This window comes from Burkholderia sp. JKS000303 (assembly GCF_002563755.1).
Taxonomy (GTDB): domain Bacteria; phylum Pseudomonadota; class Gammaproteobacteria; order Burkholderiales; family Burkholderiaceae; genus Burkholderia; species Burkholderia anthina_B.
Map to the genome: position 1 here is coordinate 248,173 of NZ_PDBZ01000004.1, position 18,966 is coordinate 267,138.

General features: G+C 65.8%; 16 protein-coding genes. 13 read left to right on the forward strand and 3 right to left on the reverse strand.

The features are described 5' to 3' along the window. Window positions 1–15: 15 nt before the first annotated feature. From BX604_RS34360 to map, 3 genes are read right to left on the reverse strand one after another with little or no spacing between them, the layout of a single operon-like run. On the reverse strand, window positions 16–2,076 hold the full coding sequence (locus tag BX604_RS34360) for a pseudouridine synthase (protein WP_098555772.1): 2,061 nt from the start codon (window positions 2,074–2,076) through the stop codon (window positions 16–18). A 16-nt stretch (window positions 2,077–2,092) separates the two neighbouring features. Next, entirely contained in the window at window positions 2,093–4,669 is a 2,577-nt protein-coding gene (locus tag BX604_RS34365) for a [protein-PII] uridylyltransferase (RefSeq protein WP_098555774.1), read from the reverse strand. A 50-nt stretch (window positions 4,670–4,719) separates the two neighbouring features. Next, a complete protein-coding gene (gene map, locus BX604_RS34370) occupies window positions 4,720–5,535 on the reverse strand; it encodes a type I methionyl aminopeptidase (RefSeq protein ID WP_098555777.1) in 816 nt (271 codons plus the stop codon). 379 nt (window positions 5,536–5,914) lie between these two features. Here map and rpsB point away from each other — a divergent pair, with 379 nt between their 5' ends. The 13 genes from rpsB (at window position 5,915) to lpxA (ending at window position 18,964) form a co-directional block, all read left to right on the forward strand. Beyond that, window positions 5,915–6,655 carry a 30S ribosomal protein S2 gene (gene rpsB, locus BX604_RS34380; protein ID WP_011352461.1) on the forward strand — a complete coding sequence of 247 codons (741 nt, stop codon included), beginning with the start codon at window positions 5,915–5,917 and terminating at the stop codon, window positions 6,653–6,655. 162 nt (window positions 6,656–6,817) lie between these two features. Then, on the forward strand, window positions 6,818–7,699 hold the full coding sequence (gene tsf, locus BX604_RS34385; protein ID WP_098556556.1) for a translation elongation factor Ts: 882 nt from the start codon (window positions 6,818–6,820) through the stop codon (window positions 7,697–7,699). A 156-nt stretch (window positions 7,700–7,855) separates the two neighbouring features. Further along, window positions 7,856–8,569 (forward strand): UMP kinase, encoded by a 714-nt coding sequence (pyrH, locus tag BX604_RS34390; RefSeq protein ID WP_011885142.1) that lies wholly within the window; start codon window positions 7,856–7,858, stop codon window positions 8,567–8,569. A gap of 102 nt (window positions 8,570–8,671) precedes the next feature. Continuing rightward, window positions 8,672–9,232 (forward strand): ribosome recycling factor, encoded by a 561-nt coding sequence (frr, locus tag BX604_RS34395; protein ID WP_098555779.1) that lies wholly within the window; start codon window positions 8,672–8,674, stop codon window positions 9,230–9,232. A 49-nt stretch (window positions 9,233–9,281) separates the two neighbouring features. Further along, the gene (gene uppS / locus BX604_RS34400) at window positions 9,282–10,064 is read left to right on the forward strand and encodes a polyprenyl diphosphate synthase (RefSeq protein ID WP_098555781.1); all 783 of its coding nucleotides are present in this window, start codon (window positions 9,282–9,284) and stop codon (window positions 10,062–10,064) included. Continuing rightward, window positions 10,058–10,879: a phosphatidate cytidylyltransferase gene (locus BX604_RS34405; protein ID WP_098555783.1), complete on the forward strand. Its 822-nt coding sequence runs from the start codon at window positions 10,058–10,060 to the stop codon at window positions 10,877–10,879. The genes uppS and BX604_RS34405 overlap by 7 nt, the downstream gene beginning before the upstream one ends. A 15-nt stretch (window positions 10,880–10,894) precedes the next feature. Continuing rightward, window positions 10,895–12,091 (forward strand): 1-deoxy-D-xylulose-5-phosphate reductoisomerase, encoded by a 1,197-nt coding sequence (locus BX604_RS34410; RefSeq protein WP_098555784.1) that lies wholly within the window; start codon window positions 10,895–10,897, stop codon window positions 12,089–12,091. 11 nt (window positions 12,092–12,102) lie between these two features. Continuing rightward, window positions 12,103–13,473 (forward strand): RIP metalloprotease RseP, encoded by a 1,371-nt coding sequence (gene rseP / locus BX604_RS34415; protein WP_098555785.1) that lies wholly within the window; start codon window positions 12,103–12,105, stop codon window positions 13,471–13,473. A gap of 64 nt (window positions 13,474–13,537) precedes the next feature. Continuing rightward, window positions 13,538–15,844: an outer membrane protein assembly factor BamA gene (bamA, locus tag BX604_RS34420; protein WP_098555786.1), complete on the forward strand. Its 2,307-nt coding sequence runs from the start codon at window positions 13,538–13,540 to the stop codon at window positions 15,842–15,844. 64 nt (window positions 15,845–15,908) lie between these two features. Then, window positions 15,909–16,406, forward strand: coding sequence for an OmpH family outer membrane protein (locus tag BX604_RS34425; RefSeq protein WP_175684732.1), 498 nt, complete (start codon window positions 15,909–15,911; stop codon window positions 16,404–16,406). 16 nt (window positions 16,407–16,422) lie between these two features. Further along, window positions 16,423–17,520 (forward strand): UDP-3-O-(3-hydroxymyristoyl)glucosamine N-acyltransferase, encoded by a 1,098-nt coding sequence (gene lpxD, locus BX604_RS34430; protein WP_098555788.1) that lies wholly within the window; start codon window positions 16,423–16,425, stop codon window positions 17,518–17,520. Window positions 17,521–17,649: 129 nt separating this feature from the next. Beyond that, window positions 17,650–18,117 carry a 3-hydroxyacyl-ACP dehydratase FabZ gene (gene fabZ, locus BX604_RS34435; protein WP_006402657.1) on the forward strand — a complete coding sequence of 156 codons (468 nt, stop codon included), beginning with the start codon at window positions 17,650–17,652 and terminating at the stop codon, window positions 18,115–18,117. Window positions 18,118–18,175: 58 nt separating this feature from the next. Next, window positions 18,176–18,964, forward strand: coding sequence for an acyl-ACP--UDP-N-acetylglucosamine O-acyltransferase (gene lpxA, locus BX604_RS34440; protein WP_098555790.1), 789 nt, complete (start codon window positions 18,176–18,178; stop codon window positions 18,962–18,964). Window positions 18,965–18,966 lie beyond the last annotated feature (2 nt).

Here is an 18,966-nt window from a genome sequence, read left to right on the forward strand (position 1 = left end):
CTCGCCGTCGGAACGTCAGAACGATTCGTCGGCCGACAGATAGCGCCATTGCCCTTGCGGCAGCGCGCCCAGCATCACGCGGCCCATGCGCACGCGCTTCAGGCCGATCACTTCGAGGCCGACCAGTTCGCACATGCGGCGGATCTGGCGCTTCTTGCCTTCGCGCAGCACGAAGCGCAGCTGCTCGCCGTTCTGCCAGCTCACCAACGCCGGCTTCAGCGCGACGCCGTCGAGCTCGAGGCCGTGGCGCAGCTTCGCGAGCGACTCCGCCGGGAAGTGCCGGTCGATGTCGATGAGCTGCTCGCCGAAGCGCACGCGCACCAGGTATTCCTTGTCGATGTCCGACTGTTCGCCGATCAGCTGCTTGGCGATCACGCCGTTCTGCGTCAGCACGAGCATGCCGGTGGAGTCGATGTCGAGCCGGCCGGCCGGTGCGAGCGCGTGCAGGTGTTGCGGCGAGAAGCGTACCTGCGAGCGGTCGCCGCTCCACTGGTTCGCGCGCGTGATCAGCACGGATGCGGGCTCGTAGCCGTCTTCCGCCTGACCGGACACATAGCCGACCGGCTTGTGCAGCAGGATCGTCACTTGCGCGGCCTGCGCGGCGCTGGCGCGCTCGTCGATCTCGATCTTCTGGTCGGGGCTGACCTTGGTGCCGAGCGTGTCGATGCGTTCGCCGTCGACGAGCACCCAGCCTTTCTCGATCCATTCGTCGGCTTCGCGGCGCGAGCACAGGCCGAGCTCGGACATACGCTTCGACAGGCGCATCATGCCCGTTTCGTCGCCGTGATCGATGTCGGCCGCTTGGCGCTTGACGGGTTGCGCGGTTTTCAGCGGCGCGTCGCTCGAGCGGCGTTCGGTGCTGCTGCGCTCGCCGAAGCTGCGCTTCGGGCCTTCACCGGCCGCCTTGTCGCGATAGGGCGCGCGTGCACCGCCTTCGGCGCCTGCGCGGCGTGGCCGTGCATCGTCGCCACTGCGACGTGCGGGGCGGTCGGACGACGCGCTGCGATCGCCGAAGCTGCGCTTTTCGCCATAGCCGGTTGCCTTGTCGCGGTAGGGTGCGCGTGCGCCGCCTTCGGTGCCTGCACGGCGCGGCCGTGCATCGTCGTCGCTGCGACGTGCGGGGCGGTCGGACGACGCGCTGCGCTCGCCGAAGCTGCGCTTTTCGCCATAGCCGGTTGCCTTGTCGCGGTAGGGTGCGCGTGCGCCGCCTTCCGAATCCGAGCGGCGCGGTCGCGCATCGTCGCTGCGACGTGCGGGGCGGTCGGACGACGCGCTGCGGTCGCCGAAGCTGCGCTTCTCACCGTAGCCGGCTGCCTTGTCGCGGTAGGGCGCGCGTGCGCCACTTTCGGCATCCGAGCGGCGCGGTCGCGCGTCGTCGCTGCGACGTGCGGGGCGCTCGGACGACGAGCCGCGATCGCCGAAGCTGCGCTTCTCACCGTAGCCGGCTGCCTTGTCGCGGTAGGGTGCGCGTGCGCCGCCTTCGGCATCCGAGCGGCGCGGCCGCGCATCGTCGCTGCGACGTGCGGGGCGGTCGGACGACGAGCCGCGATCGCCGAAGCTGCGCTTCGCGCCTTCACCGGTTGCCTTGTCGCGGTAGGGCGCGCGTGCGCCACCTTCGGCATCCGAGCGGCGCGGCCGCGCATCGTCGCTGCGACGTGCCGGACGATCGGACGACGAACCGCGTTCACCGAAACTGCGCTTCGGGCCTTCACCGGCTGCCTTGTCGCGATAGGGCGCGCGTGCACCGCCTTCGGCGCTGCGATACGGGCGGGCATCGCCGCGTTCGCCGCGGCCGCCCGGCTTCGCATCGCTGCGATAGCCGCGTTCCGCACCGCCGTCACGCGGTGCCCGTTTCGCCGGAGCGCGCTCCGCATCCGGGCGTTCCGCGCCGCGCGGCTTGAATGCGCGTTCGGCGGCGCCCGCCGGCGCGGACGCCTTCTTCGGGCGCGGCGGCTTGTCGGCCGCGGACGGTGCGGCGGGGCGTACCGCCTTGCGGGCGACGAGGCTGCCGGAGCGGACAGGGGCGCGGGTCGGCGACGCCGGCTTCGGGTTCTTGACGGTTAATTTGGTGCGCATAAACGCTGGGATTCATTCAGACTGCGATCGCGCGCAGCAATTCGGTTTCGAGCTGGATCTGCAGGCGGTTGTCGGACAGGCCGGCACCTGCGAGCAGGAAGATGTCCTCGACGCGTTCGCCGAGCGTATTGATCCGCGCCGCGTGGACGCCGATCTGATGCTCGGCCAGGACGCGCGCGATCGAATAAAGGAGGCCCGGCCGGTCGTTGGCGGACACGGACAGGATGTAGTACTGGCCGCGCTCGTCGGCCCGGAGGTCGACGCGCGGCGTGATCGGAAACGTCCGGGACAGCCGCGACAGGCGGCCCTTGGACGGCTCCGGCAGCGACGCGGTTTCAGCGAGCCGCGTCGCGAGTTGCTGTTCGACGAGATTCGCGATGTCGCGGTAACGCACGTCGCGTTCGGTCTGCGTGACGATGAAGTTGTCGAGTGCATAACCGTGCCGCGTCGTGCTCACGCGCGCATCGAGCACTGACAGCCCGTTGCGGTCGAAGTACGCGCAGATGCCCGCGAACAGGTCGGGGCGGTCCTTCACGTACACGAGCACTTGCAGCGCGTCGCCGATCGGCGACGGCCGCGCGCGGACGATCGCGGTTTCGGCATTCACGTGCCGGTACAGCACGCGCGTCTGCCACGCGATGTCGGCCGCGTCATGGCGCAGGAAGAAGCCGATGTCGAGCTGATCCCACAGCGCGCGGTGCGCGTCGTTGGGCACGGTCTCGAGGCGCAGCAGCGCGAGTGCTTCCTCCTGGCGCGACTTCAGTTCCGAATGCGCGTCGGGGTTCGCGCCGCCGAGCACCGCGAGCGTGATCCGGTAGAGATCCTCGAGCAGCTTGCCCTTCCACGTGTTCCACACCTTCGGGCTCGTGCCGCGGATATCGGCGACGGTCAGCAGGTAGAGCGCGGTGAGGTACCGTTCGTTGCCGACGGTTTCGGCGAAGCGCTTGATCACGTCCGGATCGCTCGTGTCCTGCTTCTGCGCGACCTGGCTCATCGTCAGGTGATGCTGGACGAGCCACACGATCAGCGCCGCATCGTCGCCGGTGATTCCGTGCTCGCGGCAGAAGCGCCGCGCGTCGGCCATCCCGAGCGTCGAGTGGTCGCCGCCGCGGCCCTTCGCGATGTCGTGGAACAGCGCAGCCACATACAGCACCCACGGGCGCTCGAAATTGCCGATCAGCTGGCTGCAGAACGGGTATTCGTGCGCGTGCTCCGCCACCGCGAAGCGGCGGATGTTACGCAGCACCATGAGGATGTGCTGGTCGACCGTGTACACGTGATACAGGTCGTGCTGCATCTGGCCGACGATGCGGCGGAAATTCAGCAGGTAGCGGCCCAGCACGCTCGTCTGGTTCATCAACCGGAACGCATGCGTGATGCCTTCGGGCTGCTGCAGGATCTGCATGAACGTGCGGCGGTTCTGCGGTTGGCGTCGCCACACGTTGTTCATGATTTCGCGCGAGTTGTACAGCGCGCGCAGCGTGCGGGCGGACAGGCCTTTCACGCCGCGGGTCGTTTCATACAGCAGGAACGCTTCGAGGATTGCGTCGGGATGGCGCTCGAACACGCTGTCGTCGACGATCTCGAGCATGCCCTGCTTTTCGACGAAACGGTCGGGCGACAGCACGCGCGTGATGCCGCTCGTCGCGGGGAACAGCTGCGCCTCGATGTTCTGGATCAGGATCGTCGCGAGTTGCGTGACGGCCTTTGCGGCCCAGTAGTAGCGGCGCATCAGCTGCTCGCTCGTGCGCTTGGCCGGCGTCGGCCGGTAGCCGAAGCTCTCGGCCGCCTGCGTCTGCAGGTCGAACACGAGCATGTCCTGGCGGCGGCCGGCGATCACGTGCAGCCGCGCGCGCAGCGTCTTCAGGAATCCTTCGTTGCGGCGCAGTTCGCGGGCTTCGCGCTCGGTGATGAGGCCGCGCGTGTCGAGTTCGCGCCAGCTGCTGCCGAAGCCGGCCGCGCGCGCGATCCACAGGATCGTCTGCAGGTCGCGCAGCCCGCCGGGGCTTTCCTTCACGTTCGGCTCGAGGCTGTACGGCGTGTCCTGGAACTTCGCGTGGCGCTGGCGCATCTCGAGCACCTTCGCGGTGAAGAACGCGCGCGCGTCGAGCGCCTCGTGATAGCGCACGGTGAAGCGTTCGAACAGCGCGGTGCTGCCGACGATGCGGCGCGCCTCCAGCAGCGAAGTCTGCACGGTGACGTCCTGCGACGCCTCCTCGATGCACTGGGCAACGGTCCGCACGCTGCTGCCGATCTCGAGGCCGAGATCCCACGCCATGCCGATGAAGCGCTCGATCCGCGCGTCGAGCGCGGGGTCGTGCGCATCGGGCAGCAGCACGAGGATGTCGACGTCGGAATGCGGCGCGAGCTCGGCGCGCCCGTAGCCACCGACGGCGACGAGCGCGAGCGTCGCGGGCAGCCCGCAGTCGTCCCACACGCACCGGAGCGCGTCGTCGGTGAGTTTCGACAGCGCGTGCATCAGCGACGCGACGTTGGTCGCGCTGCGAAAGCGCTCGAGCATGTCGGTCTTGGCGGCCTTGAATTCGGCGCGCCGCGACAGCGCATCGGGCGAGGGGGCGGCGTGAGCGCTCATGGGCGGCCGTTCGGGTCAGGTGCGGGCAGGGCGGGCTGGCGCGACGGCGCTCAGACTGCGGCGGCCGGTTGCGCGAACACCGGCCGCGCGGGCGTGCCGGCCGACACGGTCAGCACGTCGTAACCCGTCTCGGTGACGAGTACCGTGTGTTCCCACTGCGCGGACAGGCTGCGATCGCGCGTCTTGACCGTCCACTGGTCGGGCATCGTGCGGATGTCGCGCTTGCCGGCGTTGATCATCGGCTCGATCGTGAAGATCATCCCGGCCTTCAGCTCGATACCGGTGCCCGGACGGCCGTAGTGGACGACCTGCGGATCTTCGTGGAACACCGTGCCGATGCCGTGGCCGCAGTATTCGCGCACGACGCTGTAGCCTTGCGCTTCCGCGTGCTTCTGGATCGCATAGCCGATGTCGCCGAGGTGTGCGCCCGGCTTGACCTGGTCGATGCCGAGCCACATGCACTCGTAGGTGGTCTGCACGAGGCGCTTCGCGAGGATCGAGCCTTCGCCGACGATGAACATCCGGCTGGTGTCGCCGAAGTAGCCGTTCTTGATCACGGTGATGTCGATGTTCAGCGCATCGCCGTTCTTGACGACCTTCTCGCCCGGGATGCCGTGGCAGATCACGTCGTTGACCGAAATGCAGGTTGCCTTCGGGTACGGCGGATAGCCGGGCGGCTGATAGTTCAGCGGCGCGGGGATCGTGCCCTGCTCGTTGAGCATGAATTCGTGACAGAGCCGGTCGAGCTCGGCGGTCGTGACGCCCGCGACGACGTGCGGGGTGATGAAGTCGAGCACTTCGCTCGCGAGACGGCAGGCGACGCGCATCTCGGCGATGTCGTGTTCGTTTTTGAGCGTAATAGCCATCGAGGTATGCCTGGAATGCGGTGAATTGACGGATTATCGCACCTTATGGCGGCCCTCGCAGCCCCTGCCGGCGGTGCGGATGCGGGTTTTCGCGGATTGTCCGGCCCGCTGCCGCGCGGCAAGCAAAAGTGGCGGGCGACTTGAGAGCCGACAAATCGGCGTGCTATACTCTTTGGCTAAGTCGACATCCAAATGCCGAACCTGCCTCGGGCGGGGCGGCCGTGGCGATGAAAGGCTTGCGGCACGGGCATTTTCGCACGTGTCGAATCGCAAGCCGGCGCAACCAGGGTGCCGGCCGCGCGGAACGAAGGTCCTTCGGGGCGCGTTCGCGCGGCGGTACGGCAGCCGGCTTAAGACCCAACCCTCGTGGAGAATTTACATGGCAGTTACGATGCGCCAAATGCTGGAAGCGGGTGTCCACTTCGGTCACCAGACGCGCTTCTGGAACCCGAAGATGGCTCCGTTCATTTTCGGTCACCGCAACAAGATTCACATCATCAACCTCGAAAAGACGCTGCCGATGTTCACGGACGCACAGAAGTACGTGCGTCAGCTGGCAGCTAACCGCGGCACGATCCTGTTCGTCGGTACGAAGCGCCAGTCGCGCGACACGATCGCTCAGGAAGCGCAACGCGCGGGCATGCCGTACGTCAACGCACGCTGGCTCGGCGGCATGATGACCAACTTCAAGACGCTGAAGGTATCGATCAAGCGCCTGAAGGACATGGAAGCGGCTGTCGAATCGGGCGAAACCGAGAAGATGAGCAAGAAGGAAGCGCTGCTGTTCGAACGTGAAATCGCCAAGCTGCAGAAGTCGATCGGCGGCGTGAAGGACATGGGCGGCATTCCGGACGCGATCTTCGTCGTCGACGTCGGCTACCACAAGATTGCCGTCACGGAAGCGAACAAGCTGGGCGTGCCGGTCATCGCCGTGGTCGATACGAACCACTCGCCGGAAGGTGTGGATTACGTGATCCCGGGTAACGACGACTCGAGCAAGGCAGTCGCGCTGTACGCTGAAGGCGTGGCCGACGCGATCCTCGAAGGCCGTGCGAACGCGGTCAACGAAGTGGTCCAGGCCGCACGCGGCGACGACGAATACGTCGAGGAAAACGCGTAACTGGCCCCGAGCCGGCGCAAAAAGGGGGCTCTCAACAGGCCCCCTTTTTTTAAGCTTGTGCGCCGGACCTGATCGCGCCGAATCGGCGCGGGTCCGGAAACGATTTTCGGCCGTTCGCGTCCAAGCGGACGGCGTTGTGAATACAGACTCAAGGAGCGAATGATGGCGGCAATTACCGCAAGCATGGTGGCAGAACTGCGCGCAAAGACCGACGCACCGATGATGGAGTGCAAGAAGGCGCTGACGGAAGCTGATGGCGATCTGGCCAAGGCTGAAGAGCTGCTGCGCGTCAAGCTCGGCAACAAGGCGAGCAAGGCGGCATCGCGCGTGACGGCTGAAGGCGTCGTCGCATCGTTCGTCGGCGGCAACGCGGGCTCGCTGGTCGAGCTCAATTGCGAAACCGACTTCGTCGCGAAGAACGACGACTTCCTCGCATTCTCGAAGACGGTTGCAGAACTCGTCGCGACGCAAAACCCGGCCGACGTGGCTGCGCTGTCGGCGCTGCCGCTGGAAGGTTCGACGGTCGACGCAGTGCGTCTGGCGCTGGTCGGCAAGATTGGCGAAAACGTCTCGATCCGCCGTTTCGTGCGTTTCGAAACCGCGAACAAGATCGCAACGTACCTGCACGGCGCGCGTATCGGCGTGATCGTTGAGTACACGGGTGCGGAGGAGCAGGTCGGCAAGGACGTCGCGATGCACATCGCCGCGATGAAGCCGGTCGCACTGTCGGCAGCTGACGTGCCGGCCGAACTGATCGACACGGAACGTCGCGTCGCCGAGCAGAAGGCTGCCGAATCGGGCAAGCCGGCTGAAATCGTCGCGAAGATGGTCGAAGGCAGCGTCCAGAAGTACCTGAAGGAAGTGTCGCTGCTGAACCAGACGTTCGTTAAGAACGACAAGCAGACGATCGAGCAGATGCTGAAGGCGGCGAACTCGGCAGTGCAGAAGTTCGCGCTGTTCGTCGTCGGCGAAGGCATCGAGAAGCGCCAGGACGACTTCGCCGCCGAAGTGGCCGCGCAAGTCGCAGCAGCAAAGCAGCAGTAAGCAGTCAGGTAGTATCCGCGGCGGGCGTCCGCTCCGCCGCGGCCGGCGGCGCCGCCGGCCGGCCGGGAACCCCGGTCCGACCGTCGGCGCTTGCCCGAATCAGTATTTCGCCCCTACAGTTCGTGGTTGTCATCCTCTCGTCGCTCGGAAGCCCCTATGTCCAATGCCTATAAACGCGTCCTCCTCAAACTCTCCGGCGAAGCGCTGATGGGCGACGATGCCTTCGGCATCAATCGCGCGACGATCGAGCGGATGGTGGCGGATATCGCCGAAGTCGTGGGTCTCGGCACGCAGCTCGCTGTCGTGATCGGCGGCGGTAACATTTTCCGCGGTGTCGCGGGCGGTGCGGCGGGCATGGACCGCGCAACGGCCGACTACATGGGGATGCTGGCGACGATGATGAACGCGCTGGCGCTGCAGGACGCGATGCGCCACGCCGGTATCGTCGCGCGCGTGCAGTCCGCGCTGCGCATGGATCAGGTCGTCGAGCCGTATATCCGGCCCCGCGCGATCCGCCAGCTCGAGGAAGGCAAGGTCGTGATCTTCGCGGCCGGCACGGGCAACCCGTTCTTCACGACGGACACGGCCGCCGCACTGCGCGGTTCGGAAGTGGGCGCCGAGGTCGTATTGAAGGCGACCAAGGTCGATGGCGTATATTCTGCCGATCCGAAGAAGGATCCGTCGGCCACGCGCTACACGACGATCAGCTTCGACGAGGCGATCAGCCGCAATCTGCAGGTGATGGACGCGACGGCCTTCGCGCTGTGCCGCGATCAGAAGCTGCCGATTCGTGTGTTTTCGATCAACAAGCCGGGCGCGCTCAAGCGCATCGTGCTGGGCGAGGACGAAGGTACGCTCGTCCACGTGTAAACTCCCGCGGATGCGGGCAAGCGGCGTGGGCCGTCGGCCGTGGCGCGAAGCGCGCCGGGCGGGGCCCGCGTTCTTTGAAGGTTTGAAGGTTCGGAGGTTGAAATGAGTGTCGCTGATGTCAAGAAGGGCGTAGAGCAGAAGATGCAGCGCTCGATCGAAGCGTTCAAGAACGATCTGGCGAAGATCCGCACGGGCCGTGCACATGCCGGTCTGCTCGATCACGTGCAGGTCGACTACTACGGGTCGATGGTGCCGATCTCGCAGGTCGCGAACCTGACGCTCGTCGATGCGCGCACGATCGGCGTGCAGCCGTGGGAAAAGAACATGGTCGCGAAGGTCGAGAAGGCCATCCGCGAAGCCGATCTCGGCCTGAACCCGGCCACGTCCGGCGACCAGATCCGCGTGCCGATGCCCGCGCTGACGGAAGAGCGCCGCCGCGAGCTGACCAAGGTGGTCAAGAGCGAAGGCGAAACGGCCAAGGTCGCGATCCGCAACCTGCGCCGCGACGCGAACGAAGCGCTCAAGAAGCTCGTGAAGGACAAGGAAATCTCGGAAGACGACGAGCGCCGTGCGAGCGACGACGTGCAGAAGCTGACGGACAAGCACGTCACCGAAATCGACAAGCTCGTGCAGAGCAAGGAAGCCGAGATCATGACGGTCTGACGACCGTCCTCGCGCGCCGCCTTCTTCCCGCATTACTGTCTCAACGGCCATGACTTATACCAGCTCTACCGTTCGCGTGCCTGACGTCGGCGCCGTGCCGCGTCACATCGCGATCATCATGGACGGCAACGGCCGTTGGGCGACCGAACGCCGCTTGCCGCGCGTCGCGGGGCACACCCGCGGCGTGGATGCCGTGCGGGCGGTGGTCGAAGGCTGCGCGCGCGCCGGCGTCGAATACCTGACGCTGTTCGCGTTCAGCTCGGAAAACTGGCGGCGTCCGAACGAAGAAGTATCGTTCCTGATGCGGCTGTTCATCACCGCGCTGGAGCGCGAAGTCGGCAAGCTGCACGCAAACGGGATCCGTCTGCGTGTCGTGGGCGACCTCGACCGCTTCGAGCCGCGCATCCGCGACCTGATCCGTCGCGCCGAAACCAAGACGGCGCGCAACACCCGCCTGACCCTGACGATCGCCGCGAACTACGGCGGCCGCTGGGACATCCTGCAGGCGACGAAGAAGCTCATCGAGCAATCGGTGCGCGAGGGGCGCGAGGTCGACGTGACCGAAGACGCGTTCGCGCCGCACCTGGCGATGGCCTACGCGCCGGAGCCCGATCTCTTCATCCGTACCGGCGGCGAGCAGCGCGTCAGCAATTTCCTGCTGTGGCAGCTCGCGTACGCCGAATTCTATTTCACCGACAAATACTGGCCCGACTTCGACGGCGCGGCGCTGGCCGACGCGATCGCGTCGTATACCGAGCGCGAGCGCCGTTTCGGGCGCACCAGCGCGCAACTCGAACCGCAATCGCAGGACGCCGACTCCCTTTCATGCTGAAAACCCGTGTGATCACGGCGATCGTGATGCTGGCAGTGCTGCTGCCGGTGACGCTGTTCGCGCCGCTCACGGCGTTCGGCGCGCTGATCGGCGTCGTGCTCGTGTTCGCCGCGTGGGAATGGGCGCGCCTGCTGAAGCTGGGCGGCGCCGGTTCCGTCGTCTATGCCGTCGTCGCGGCGCTGGCGCTCGCGGCGACCGTGCCGCTCGGCCACGACGCGGCTTCATCCCGTCCCCTTTTCATGGCGGCCGGCGTGTTCTGGCTGCTGGTCGGTCCGTTCGCGCTGCGGCGCAAGCCGACGCTCGCGGCCGGCATCTGGCGGCCGTTCCTGCTCGCAGCCGGACTGCTGGTCTTCGCGGCCTGCTGGCATGCGCTCGTCGCGGCGCGTGCGCAGGGCGTGCCGTTCGTGTTGTCGCTGCTTCTGGTCGTCTGGCTGGCCGATATCGGCGCATACTTCGCGGGCAAGGCCTTCGGAAAGCGTAAACTGGCGATCACGATCAGTCCCGGCAAGAGCTGGGAAGGCGCGATCGGCGGCTGGCTTGCCGTGATGGTCGTGGCCGGTGTCGCGATGGCCGCGCACTGGTTCGAGCCGACCCTGTTTTCTGCATTTGCTGCACGCTACGGGATGTCCGGCGCGTGGGCCGCGCTGACGCTGCTGGTCGTCTACAGCGTGATCGGCGACCTGTTCGAGTCGCTGCTCAAGCGTCAGGCGGGCGTGAAGGATTCGAGCGGACTGCTGCCCGGTCACGGCGGCGTGCTCGACCGCGTCGATGCGCTGCTGCCGGTGCTGCCGCTCGCGATGCTGCTGCTTGGTTAAACCACTATTTCTGTTATGCAAAAACGTCTGACACTGCTCGGTTCCACGGGCTCGATCGGAGACAGCACGCTCGACGTGGTCGCCCGCCATCCCGAGCGTTTCTCGGTCTACGCGCTGACCGCGCACCGCAATGGCGACAAGCTCGTCGAGCAGTGCCTGCGCTTTGCACCGGAAGTCGCGGTGGTCGGCGATGCGGCAACGGCCGCGCACGTCGAAGCGAAACTGCGCGCGGCCGGCAGCAAGACCACGGTGCTGTACGGGCCGCAGGCGCTCGTCGACGTGTCGGAGAGCGACGGGTGCGACACGGTCGTCGCGGCGATCGTCGGCGCGGCCGGCCTCGCGCCGAGCCTCGCGGCCGCGCGCGCCGGCAAGCGCATCCTGCTCGCGAACAAGGAATCGCTCGTGATGTCGGGCGGGATCTTCATGGACGCAGTGCGCGACCATGGCGCGATCTTGCTGCCGGTCGACAGCGAACACAACGCGATCTTCCAGTGCATGCCGCGCGACGTGAACGAGCACGGCGGGATCTCGAAGATCATCCTGACCGCGTCGGGCGGCCCGTTCCGCACGCGCGAGCCGGCCACGCTCGTCGACGTGACGCCGGACGAAGCCTGCAAGCATCCGAACTGGGTGATGGGCCGCAAGATCTCGGTCGATTCCGCGACGATGATGAACAAGGGCCTCGAGGTGATCGAGGCGCACTGGATCTTCGGCTTGGCCGGCGACCGGATCGAGGTGCTGATCCATCCGCAAAGCGTGATCCATTCGCTGGTGTCGTACCGCGACGGTTCGGTGCTCGCGCAACTCGGCAACCCCGACATGCGTACGCCGATCGCGCACGCGCTCGCGTTCCCGGAACGTGTCGACGCGGGCGTCGAGCAGCTCGACCTCGCGCAGATCGCGCAACTGTCGTTCGAAAAGCCCGACTACACGCGTTTCCCGTGCCTCGCGCTCGCGCTGAAGGCGCTTGAAGAGGGCGGCATCGCGAGCGCCGCACTGAACGCGGCGAACGAAATCGCGGTCGAAGCGTTTCTCGAGCGCCGGATCGGCTTCATGGCGATTGCGGCGACGGTCGACGCCGTGCTCAACGCACTGCCGAACCGGAACCCGAACGGGCTCGACGACGTCCTGGCGGCGGATGCCGAGGCACGCCGCCTCGCCGCTGACATCATTGCCAAAGCGCCTGCGCCCCGCGTGGAGCGTACTGTCTGAATGAGGTGCTCATGAACGTGCTGGTCGAACTGATCGCGTTTGCGGTGGCGATCGGGGTGCTGGTCGTCGTGCATGAGTACGGACATTATCGCGTCGCGCGCTGGTGCGGCGTGAAGGTGCTGCGTTTCTCGATTGGTTTCGGCCAGCCCGTCGCCCGTTGGGTCAGCCGCAAGACCGGCACCGAATGGACGCTCTCCGCATTGCCGCTCGGCGGTTACGTGAAGATGCTGGACGAACGCGAGCCGGGACCGGACATCAAGCCCGAAGAGCTCGACCAGGCGTTCAACCGGCAATCGGTGTTCAAGCGCATCGCGATTGTCGCCGCTGGCCCGATCGCGAACTTCCTGTTGGCAATTGTCCTGTTTTCCGTCGTATTCGCAACCGGCGTGACCGAACCGGTCGCGGTGCTCGCACCGCCGGCCACCGGCACGGTCGCGGCGCGCGCGGGCTTCGACGGCGGCGAGACGATCGTATCGATCCGCGACGAGCACGGCAGCGAGTCCGAGCCCGTGCGGTCGTGGTCGGACCTGCGCTGGAAGCTGCTGTCCGCTGCATTCGATCATCGCGAGATCGTGCTCGGCGCACGCGACGACGGCTCGACGTTCGACTTCCGAGTCGATCTGCGCAACGTCCCCGAAAGCGAGCTCGACGACGATTTCATGACGCACCTGGGCTTCGAGACCGGCGGCGGCACGTTGTCGGTGGCGTCGGTGCAGCCCGGCAGCGCGGCCGAGCAGGCGGGCCTGAAGGCCGGCGACAAGCTGCTCGCGCTCGACGGTGCGCCCATCGGCGGCGCATCGCGCTTCATCGACACGGTGAAGCACCATGCGGGCAAGGCGGTCGAGCTGCAGATCGAGCGTGGCGGCGCCACGCAGACCATGTCGGTCGTGCCGCAGACGCAGCGCGACGACGACACGGGGCAGGAGGTTGGCCGCATCGGCGCAGCGCTGTCGATGCACACGCCGTCGGTCGACGTGCGCTACGGGCCGATCGAGAGCCTGCAGCTCGGCGCGCACCGCACGTGGGACATCTCCGTCTATTCGCTGAAGATGTTCGGGCGGATGATTACGGGCAACGCATCGCTGAAGAACCTGTCCGGCCCGGTGACGATTGCCGACTACGCGGGCAAGAGCGCGCGGCTCGGTCCGTCGGCCTTCCTGTCGTTTCTCGCCCTTGTCAGCATTAGCCTTGGGGTACTGAACTTGCTGCCGATTCCCGTTTTGGACGGGGGGCATCTGTTATATTATCTGGTTGAAGCCGCGACCGGGAAAGCCATCTCGGAGCGTTGGCAGCTGATTCTGCAAAGAGCCGGGTTGATCTGCATCGTCGCGTTGTCGGCGATCGCGCTGTTCAACGACCTGGCTCGGTTAATCCATTTCTGAAGCGTCAGGCGGCCGCCGCTGGGCAGCCGCCTGATTTGATGCAGCTAAATATTGGGGATGCACGTTGTTCAAACCTCATCGCTTTGTACCTAAGACAGTTGCAGCGGCCGCGCTCGCCGCTCACGGCCTCGCGGCGCATGCAGCGGCACCGTTCGTGGTGCAAGACATCAAGATCGAGGGGTTGCAGCGCGTCGAAGCGGGCTCGGTGTTCGCCTACCTGCCGATCAAGCAGGGCGATACCTTCACCGACGACAAGGCATCCGAAGCAATTCGCGCGCTGTACGCGACGGGCTTTTTCAACGACGTGCGCATCGCGACGCAAGGCAACGTCGTGATCGTGCAGGTGCAGGAGCGTCCGGCCATCGCGTCGATCGACTTCACCGGCACGAAGGAATTCGACAAGGACAACCTGACGAAGGCGCTGCGCGCGGTCGGCCTGGCCGACGGTCGTTATTACGACAAGGCGCTGGTCGACAAGGCGGAACAGGAGCTCAAGCGTCAGTACCTGACGCGCGGCTTCTACGCGGCCGAGGTCAAGACGACGATCACGCCGGTCGACGCGAACCGCGTGTCGATCCTGTTCGCGGTCGCCGAAGGTCCGAGCGCGAAGATCCGCCAGATCAACTTCATCGGCAACAAGGCGTTCAGCACCGGCACGCTGCGCGACGAAATGCAGCTGTCGACGCCGAACTGGTTCTCCTGGTACACGAAGAACGACCTGTACTCGAAGGAAAAGCTGACGGGCGACCTCGAGGCCGTGCGCTCGTACTACCTGAACCGCGGCTATCTCGAGTTCAACATCGAGTCGACCCAGGTGTCGATCTCGCCCGACAAGAAGGACATGTACCTGACGGTCACGCTGCACGAAGGCGAGCCGTACACGGTGTCGGGCATCAAGCTGTCGGGCAACTTGCTCGATCGCCAGGCCGAACTGACCAAGCTGATCAAGATCAAGCCGGGCGATCGCTTCTCGGCCGAAAAGCTGCAGCAAACCACCAAGTCGATCGTCGACAAGCTGGGCGAATACGGTTACGCATTCGCGACCGTCAACGCACAGCCGGAGATCGACCAGGCGAACCACAAGGTGAACCTGAACCTCGTCGTCGATCCGAGCCGCCGCGTGTACGTGCGCCGCATCAACGTCGTCGGCAACACGCGTACACGTGACGAAGTCGTGCGCCGCGAAATGCGCCAGCTCGAAAGCTCGTGGTTCGATTCGAACCGCCTCGCGCTGTCGAAGGACCGCGTGAACCGTCTCGGCTACTTCACCAACGTCGACGTGACGACGGTGCCGGTCGAAGGCACGAACGACCAGGTCGACGTGAACGTGAAGGTCGACGAAAAGCCGACCGGCGCGATCACGCTGGGCGCGGGCTTCTCGTCGACGGACAAGGTCGTGCTGTCGGCCGGCGTGTCGCAGGACAACGTGTTCGGTTCGGGCACGAGCCTGTCGGTGAACGTCAACACCGCACGCAGCTACCGCACGCTGACCGTCACGCAGGTCGATCCGTACTTCACGGTCGACGGCATCAAGCGGATCACGGACGTCTACTACCGCACGTACCAGCCGCTCTACTATTCGACGAGCTCGAGCTTCCGGATCATCAGCGCGGGTGGCGACCTGAAGTTCGGTATTCCGTTCTCGGAAGTCGATACCGTGTACTTCGGCGTCGGTCTCGAGCAGAACCGTCTCGACGTCGACTCGGCGACGCCGCAGAGCTACAAGGATTACGTGAACGAGTTCGGCCGCGTGTCGAACACCGCGCCGCTGACGGTGGCCTGGTCGCGCGACGCGCGTGACAGCGCGCTGATTCCGAGCCGCGGCTACTTCACGCAGGCGAACGTCGAGTACGGTGCGCCGATCGGCAAGATCCAGTACTACAAGGCCGACCTGCAGGCGCAGTACTACTATTCGTTCTCGCGCGGCTTCATCCTGGGCATGAACCTGCAAGGCGGTTACGGTAACGGTATCGGCAACTCGTACCCGATCTTCAAGAACTACTACGCGGGCGGTATCGGCTCCGTGCGCGGCTACGAGCCGAGCTCGCTGGGCCCGCGCGACACGACGACCAACGACCCGATCGGCGGTTCGAAGATGGTCGTGGGTAACGTCGAACTGACGTTCCCGCTGCCGGGTACCGGCTACGACCGCACGCTGCGCGTGTTCACGTTCTTCGACGGCGGTAACGTGTGGGGCAACGCGCCGGGCGGCACGAGTACCGGTGCGAACGGCCTGCGTTACGGCTACGGTGTCGGTCTGGCGTGGATTTCGCCGATCGGCCCGCTCAAGCTGAGCCTTGGTTTCCCGCTGCAGAAGCACGAAGGCGACCAGTACCAGAAATTCCAGTTCCAGATCGGGACGGCGTTCTGATCGAACGCATGACAACAGCAACGAGAGGGTAATTTTGCTAACCGGTAAGTTTTCGAAACGAGTGATGTGTGCGCTGACCGTTGCGCTGGCCTTGGGCGCGGCGACGGCACACGCTCAGGACGTCGCCCGCATCGCGGCGGTCAATTCGGATCGGATCCTGCGCGAGTCCGCGCCCGCCAAGGCGGCGCAGACGAAGCTCGAAGCCGAGTTCGCGAAGCGTGACAAGGATCTGCAGGACATGGCGGCCCGCCTGAAGTCGATGTCCGATTCGCTGGACAAGAACGGCGCGTCGCTGTCGGCGGCCGATCGCGCGCAGAAGCAACGCGATCTCGCGCAGCTCGATACCGACTTCCAGCGCAAGCAGCGCGAGTTTCGCGAAGACCTGAACCAGCGCCGCAACGAGGAACTCGCTGCCGTGCTGGAGCGTGCGAACCGGGTCATCAAGCAGATCGCCGAGCAGCAGAATTACGACCTGATCGTGCAGGAAGCCGTGTACGTCAGCCCGCGCATCGACATCACCGACAAGGTGCTCAAGGCGCTCGCGTCCGGCTCGACGAACTGAACGGAGCAGACGACGAATGGCATTGACGCTTGAGGAACTCGTAAAGCGGTTCGGCGGCGAGATCGCCGGCGACGCCCAGTGCAAGGTGAGCAGCCTCGCGCCGCTCGACCAGGCAGGCCCTCAGCAACTCGCGTTTCTCGCGAATCCGAAGTACCTGTCGCAGGTCGAAATGACCCGCGCCGGCGCGGTGCTGATCGCGCCGAAGGATCTCGAAAAGCTGCGCGCGGCCGCTGACGGCCCCCGGCAGGCCGGCCCCCGCAATTTCATCGTGACGCCGAATCCGTACGCGTACTTCGCACGCGTCGCGCAGATGTTCATCGATCTCGCCACGCCGCAGCGCGCGGCCGGCGTGCATCCGAGCGCAACGATCGATCCGGCCGCGAAGGTCGCCGCGAGCGCGGTGGTCGGCCCGCACGTGACGGTCGAAGCCGGTGCGGTGATCGAGGACGGCGTGCAACTCGACGCGAACGTATTCGTCGGCCGCGGCACGACGATCGGCGCGAATTCGCACCTGTATCCGAACGCGTCGGTGTACCACGGCTGCAAGATCGGCCCGCGCGCGATCATCCACTCGGGCGCCGTGATCGGCTCCGACGGCTTCGGCTTCGCGCCGGATTTCGTCGGCGACGGCGACGCGCGCACCGGCAGCTGGGTCAAGATCCCGCAGGTCGGCGGCGTGTCGATCGGCCCGGATGTCGAGATCGGCGCGAACACGACGATCGATCGCGGCGCGATGGCGGACACCGTCATCGAGGAATGCGTGAAGATCGACAACCTGGTCCAGATCGGCCACAACTGCCGGATCGGCGCGTATACGGTGATCGCCGGCAACGCGGGCATCGCGGGCAGTACGACGATCGGCCGCCACTGCATGATCGGTGGCGCGGCGGGCATCGCCGGCCACGTGACGCTCGGCGACTATGTCATCATCACCGCGAAGTCGGGCGTGTCGAAGTCGCTGCCGAAGGCCGGCATCTACACGAGCGCGTTCCCGGCCGTCGACCACGGCGACTGGAACCGGAGCGCCGCGCTCGTGCGCAATCTCGACAAGCTGCGCGACCGCATCAAGGCACTTGAAACCGCGCTCGCCGCCCAGGGCGGCACGGACGCCTGACCCCATCATGCGAGACCACGAACCGGGCACGGCCAGCGCATCCGGCCCGGTTTGCCAGAATGGGCCGCGTGGCGGCCCGCTTCAGCCTTTGCATCACCACCGCGCAGCACCTGCGTGAGACGAACCATCATGAGCACTGAAAAAATCAATCTCGACATCCACAAGATCCTCACGCTGCTGCCGCACCGCTATCCGATTCTGCTCGTCGATCGCGTGCTCGAACTCGAACCGCACAAAGGGATCAAAGCGCTGAAGAACGTGTCGATCAACGAGCCGTTCTTCCAGGGGCATTTCCCGAAGCGGCCCGTGATGCCGGGCGTGCTGATCCTCGAGGCGCTTGCTCAGGCCGCCGCGCTGCTGACGTTCTCGGAAGAGCAGCCGAAGGATCCGGAAAATACGCTGTACTACTTCGTCGGGATCGACGGCGCGCGTTTCAAGCGCGTGGTCGAACCGGGCGACCAACTGATTCTGAACGTGACGTTCGAGCGCTACATCCGCGGCATCTGGAAGTTCAAGGCGGTGGCGGAAGTGGACGGCAAGGTGGCGGCGGAAGCCGAACTGATGTGCACGGTCAAGACGGCCGACGCGGCGCCTTGAGCGACGCGGCACGCATGGGCAACGCAACGCGACACATCATATCGAGAGGCAACGGCGCATGACCAGGATTCATCCCACCGCGATCGTCGAACCGGGCGCGCAGATCGACGAGTCCGTCGAGATCGGGCCGTACGCGATCGTCGGGCCGCACGTCAGGATCGGCGCGCGTACGACGATCGGCTCGCACAGCGTGATCGAAGGTCACACGACGCTCGGCGAGGACAACCGCATCGGCCACTACGCGTCGGTCGGCGGCCGTCCGCAGGACATGAAGTACAAGGACGAGCCGACCCGGCTCGAGATCGGTAACCGCAACACGATCCGCGAATTCACGACGATCCACACGGGCACCGTGCAGGATGTCGGTGTGACGACGCTCGGCGACGACAACTGGATCATGGCCTATGTGCACATCGGTCATGATTGCAGCGTCGGTAACAACGTGATCCTGTCGAGCAACGCGCAGATGGCCGGTCACGTCGAGATCGGCGACTTCGCGATCATCGGCGGGATGTCGGGCGTTCACCAGTTCGTGCGTATCGGCGCGCACTCGATGCTGGGCGGCGCATCGGCGCTCGTGCAGGACGTGCCGCCGTTCGTGATCGCAGCCGGCAACAAGGCCGAGCCGCACGGCATCAACGTCGAAGGTTTGCGCCGGCGTGGTTTCTCGCCCGACGCGATCTCGGCGCTGCGCAGCGCCTACCGCGTGCTGTACAAGAGCGGCCTGTCGCTCGAGGAAGCGAAGGTGCAGTTGCGCGAACTGGCGACGGCAGGCGGCGAAGGCGACGCGGCCGTCACCGCGCTCGTCGAGTTCGTCGACGCGTCGCAGCGCGGCATCATCCGCTAAGC

Excerpts from the sequence above, each read along its gene's own strand:
- BX604_RS34360 (WP_098555772.1), bottom strand. The coding sequence starts at position 2,076 with ATGCGCACCAAATTAACCGTCAAGAACCCGAAGCCGGCGTCGCCGACC.
- BX604_RS34365 (WP_098555774.1), bottom strand. The coding sequence starts at position 4,669 with ATGAGCGCTCACGCCGCCCCCTCGCCCGATGCGCTGTCGCGGCGCGCC.
- BX604_RS34405 (WP_098555783.1), top strand. The coding sequence starts at position 10,058 with ATGCTGAAAACCCGTGTGATCACGGCGATCGTGATGCTGGCAGTGCTG.
- fabZ (WP_006402657.1), top strand. The coding sequence starts at position 17,650 with ATGAGCACTGAAAAAATCAATCTCGACATCCACAAGATCCTCACGCTG.
- lpxD (WP_098555788.1), top strand. The coding sequence starts at position 16,423 with ATGGCATTGACGCTTGAGGAACTCGTAAAGCGGTTCGGCGGCGAGATC.
- tsf (WP_098556556.1), top strand. The coding sequence starts at position 6,818 with ATGGCGGCAATTACCGCAAGCATGGTGGCAGAACTGCGCGCAAAGACC.
- pyrH (WP_011885142.1), top strand. The coding sequence starts at position 7,856 with ATGTCCAATGCCTATAAACGCGTCCTCCTCAAACTCTCCGGCGAAGCG.
- rseP (WP_098555785.1), top strand. The coding sequence starts at position 12,103 with ATGAACGTGCTGGTCGAACTGATCGCGTTTGCGGTGGCGATCGGGGTG.
- BX604_RS34425 (WP_175684732.1), top strand. The coding sequence starts at position 15,909 with ATGTGTGCGCTGACCGTTGCGCTGGCCTTGGGCGCGGCGACGGCACAC.
- lpxA (WP_098555790.1), top strand. The coding sequence starts at position 18,176 with ATGACCAGGATTCATCCCACCGCGATCGTCGAACCGGGCGCGCAGATC.
- frr (WP_098555779.1), top strand. The coding sequence starts at position 8,672 with ATGAGTGTCGCTGATGTCAAGAAGGGCGTAGAGCAGAAGATGCAGCGC.
- rpsB (WP_011352461.1), top strand. The coding sequence starts at position 5,915 with ATGGCAGTTACGATGCGCCAAATGCTGGAAGCGGGTGTCCACTTCGGT.
- uppS (WP_098555781.1), top strand. The coding sequence starts at position 9,282 with ATGACTTATACCAGCTCTACCGTTCGCGTGCCTGACGTCGGCGCCGTG.
- map (WP_098555777.1), bottom strand. The coding sequence starts at position 5,535 with ATGGCTATTACGCTCAAAAACGAACACGACATCGCCGAGATGCGCGTC.
- BX604_RS34410 (WP_098555784.1), top strand. The coding sequence starts at position 10,895 with ATGCAAAAACGTCTGACACTGCTCGGTTCCACGGGCTCGATCGGAGAC.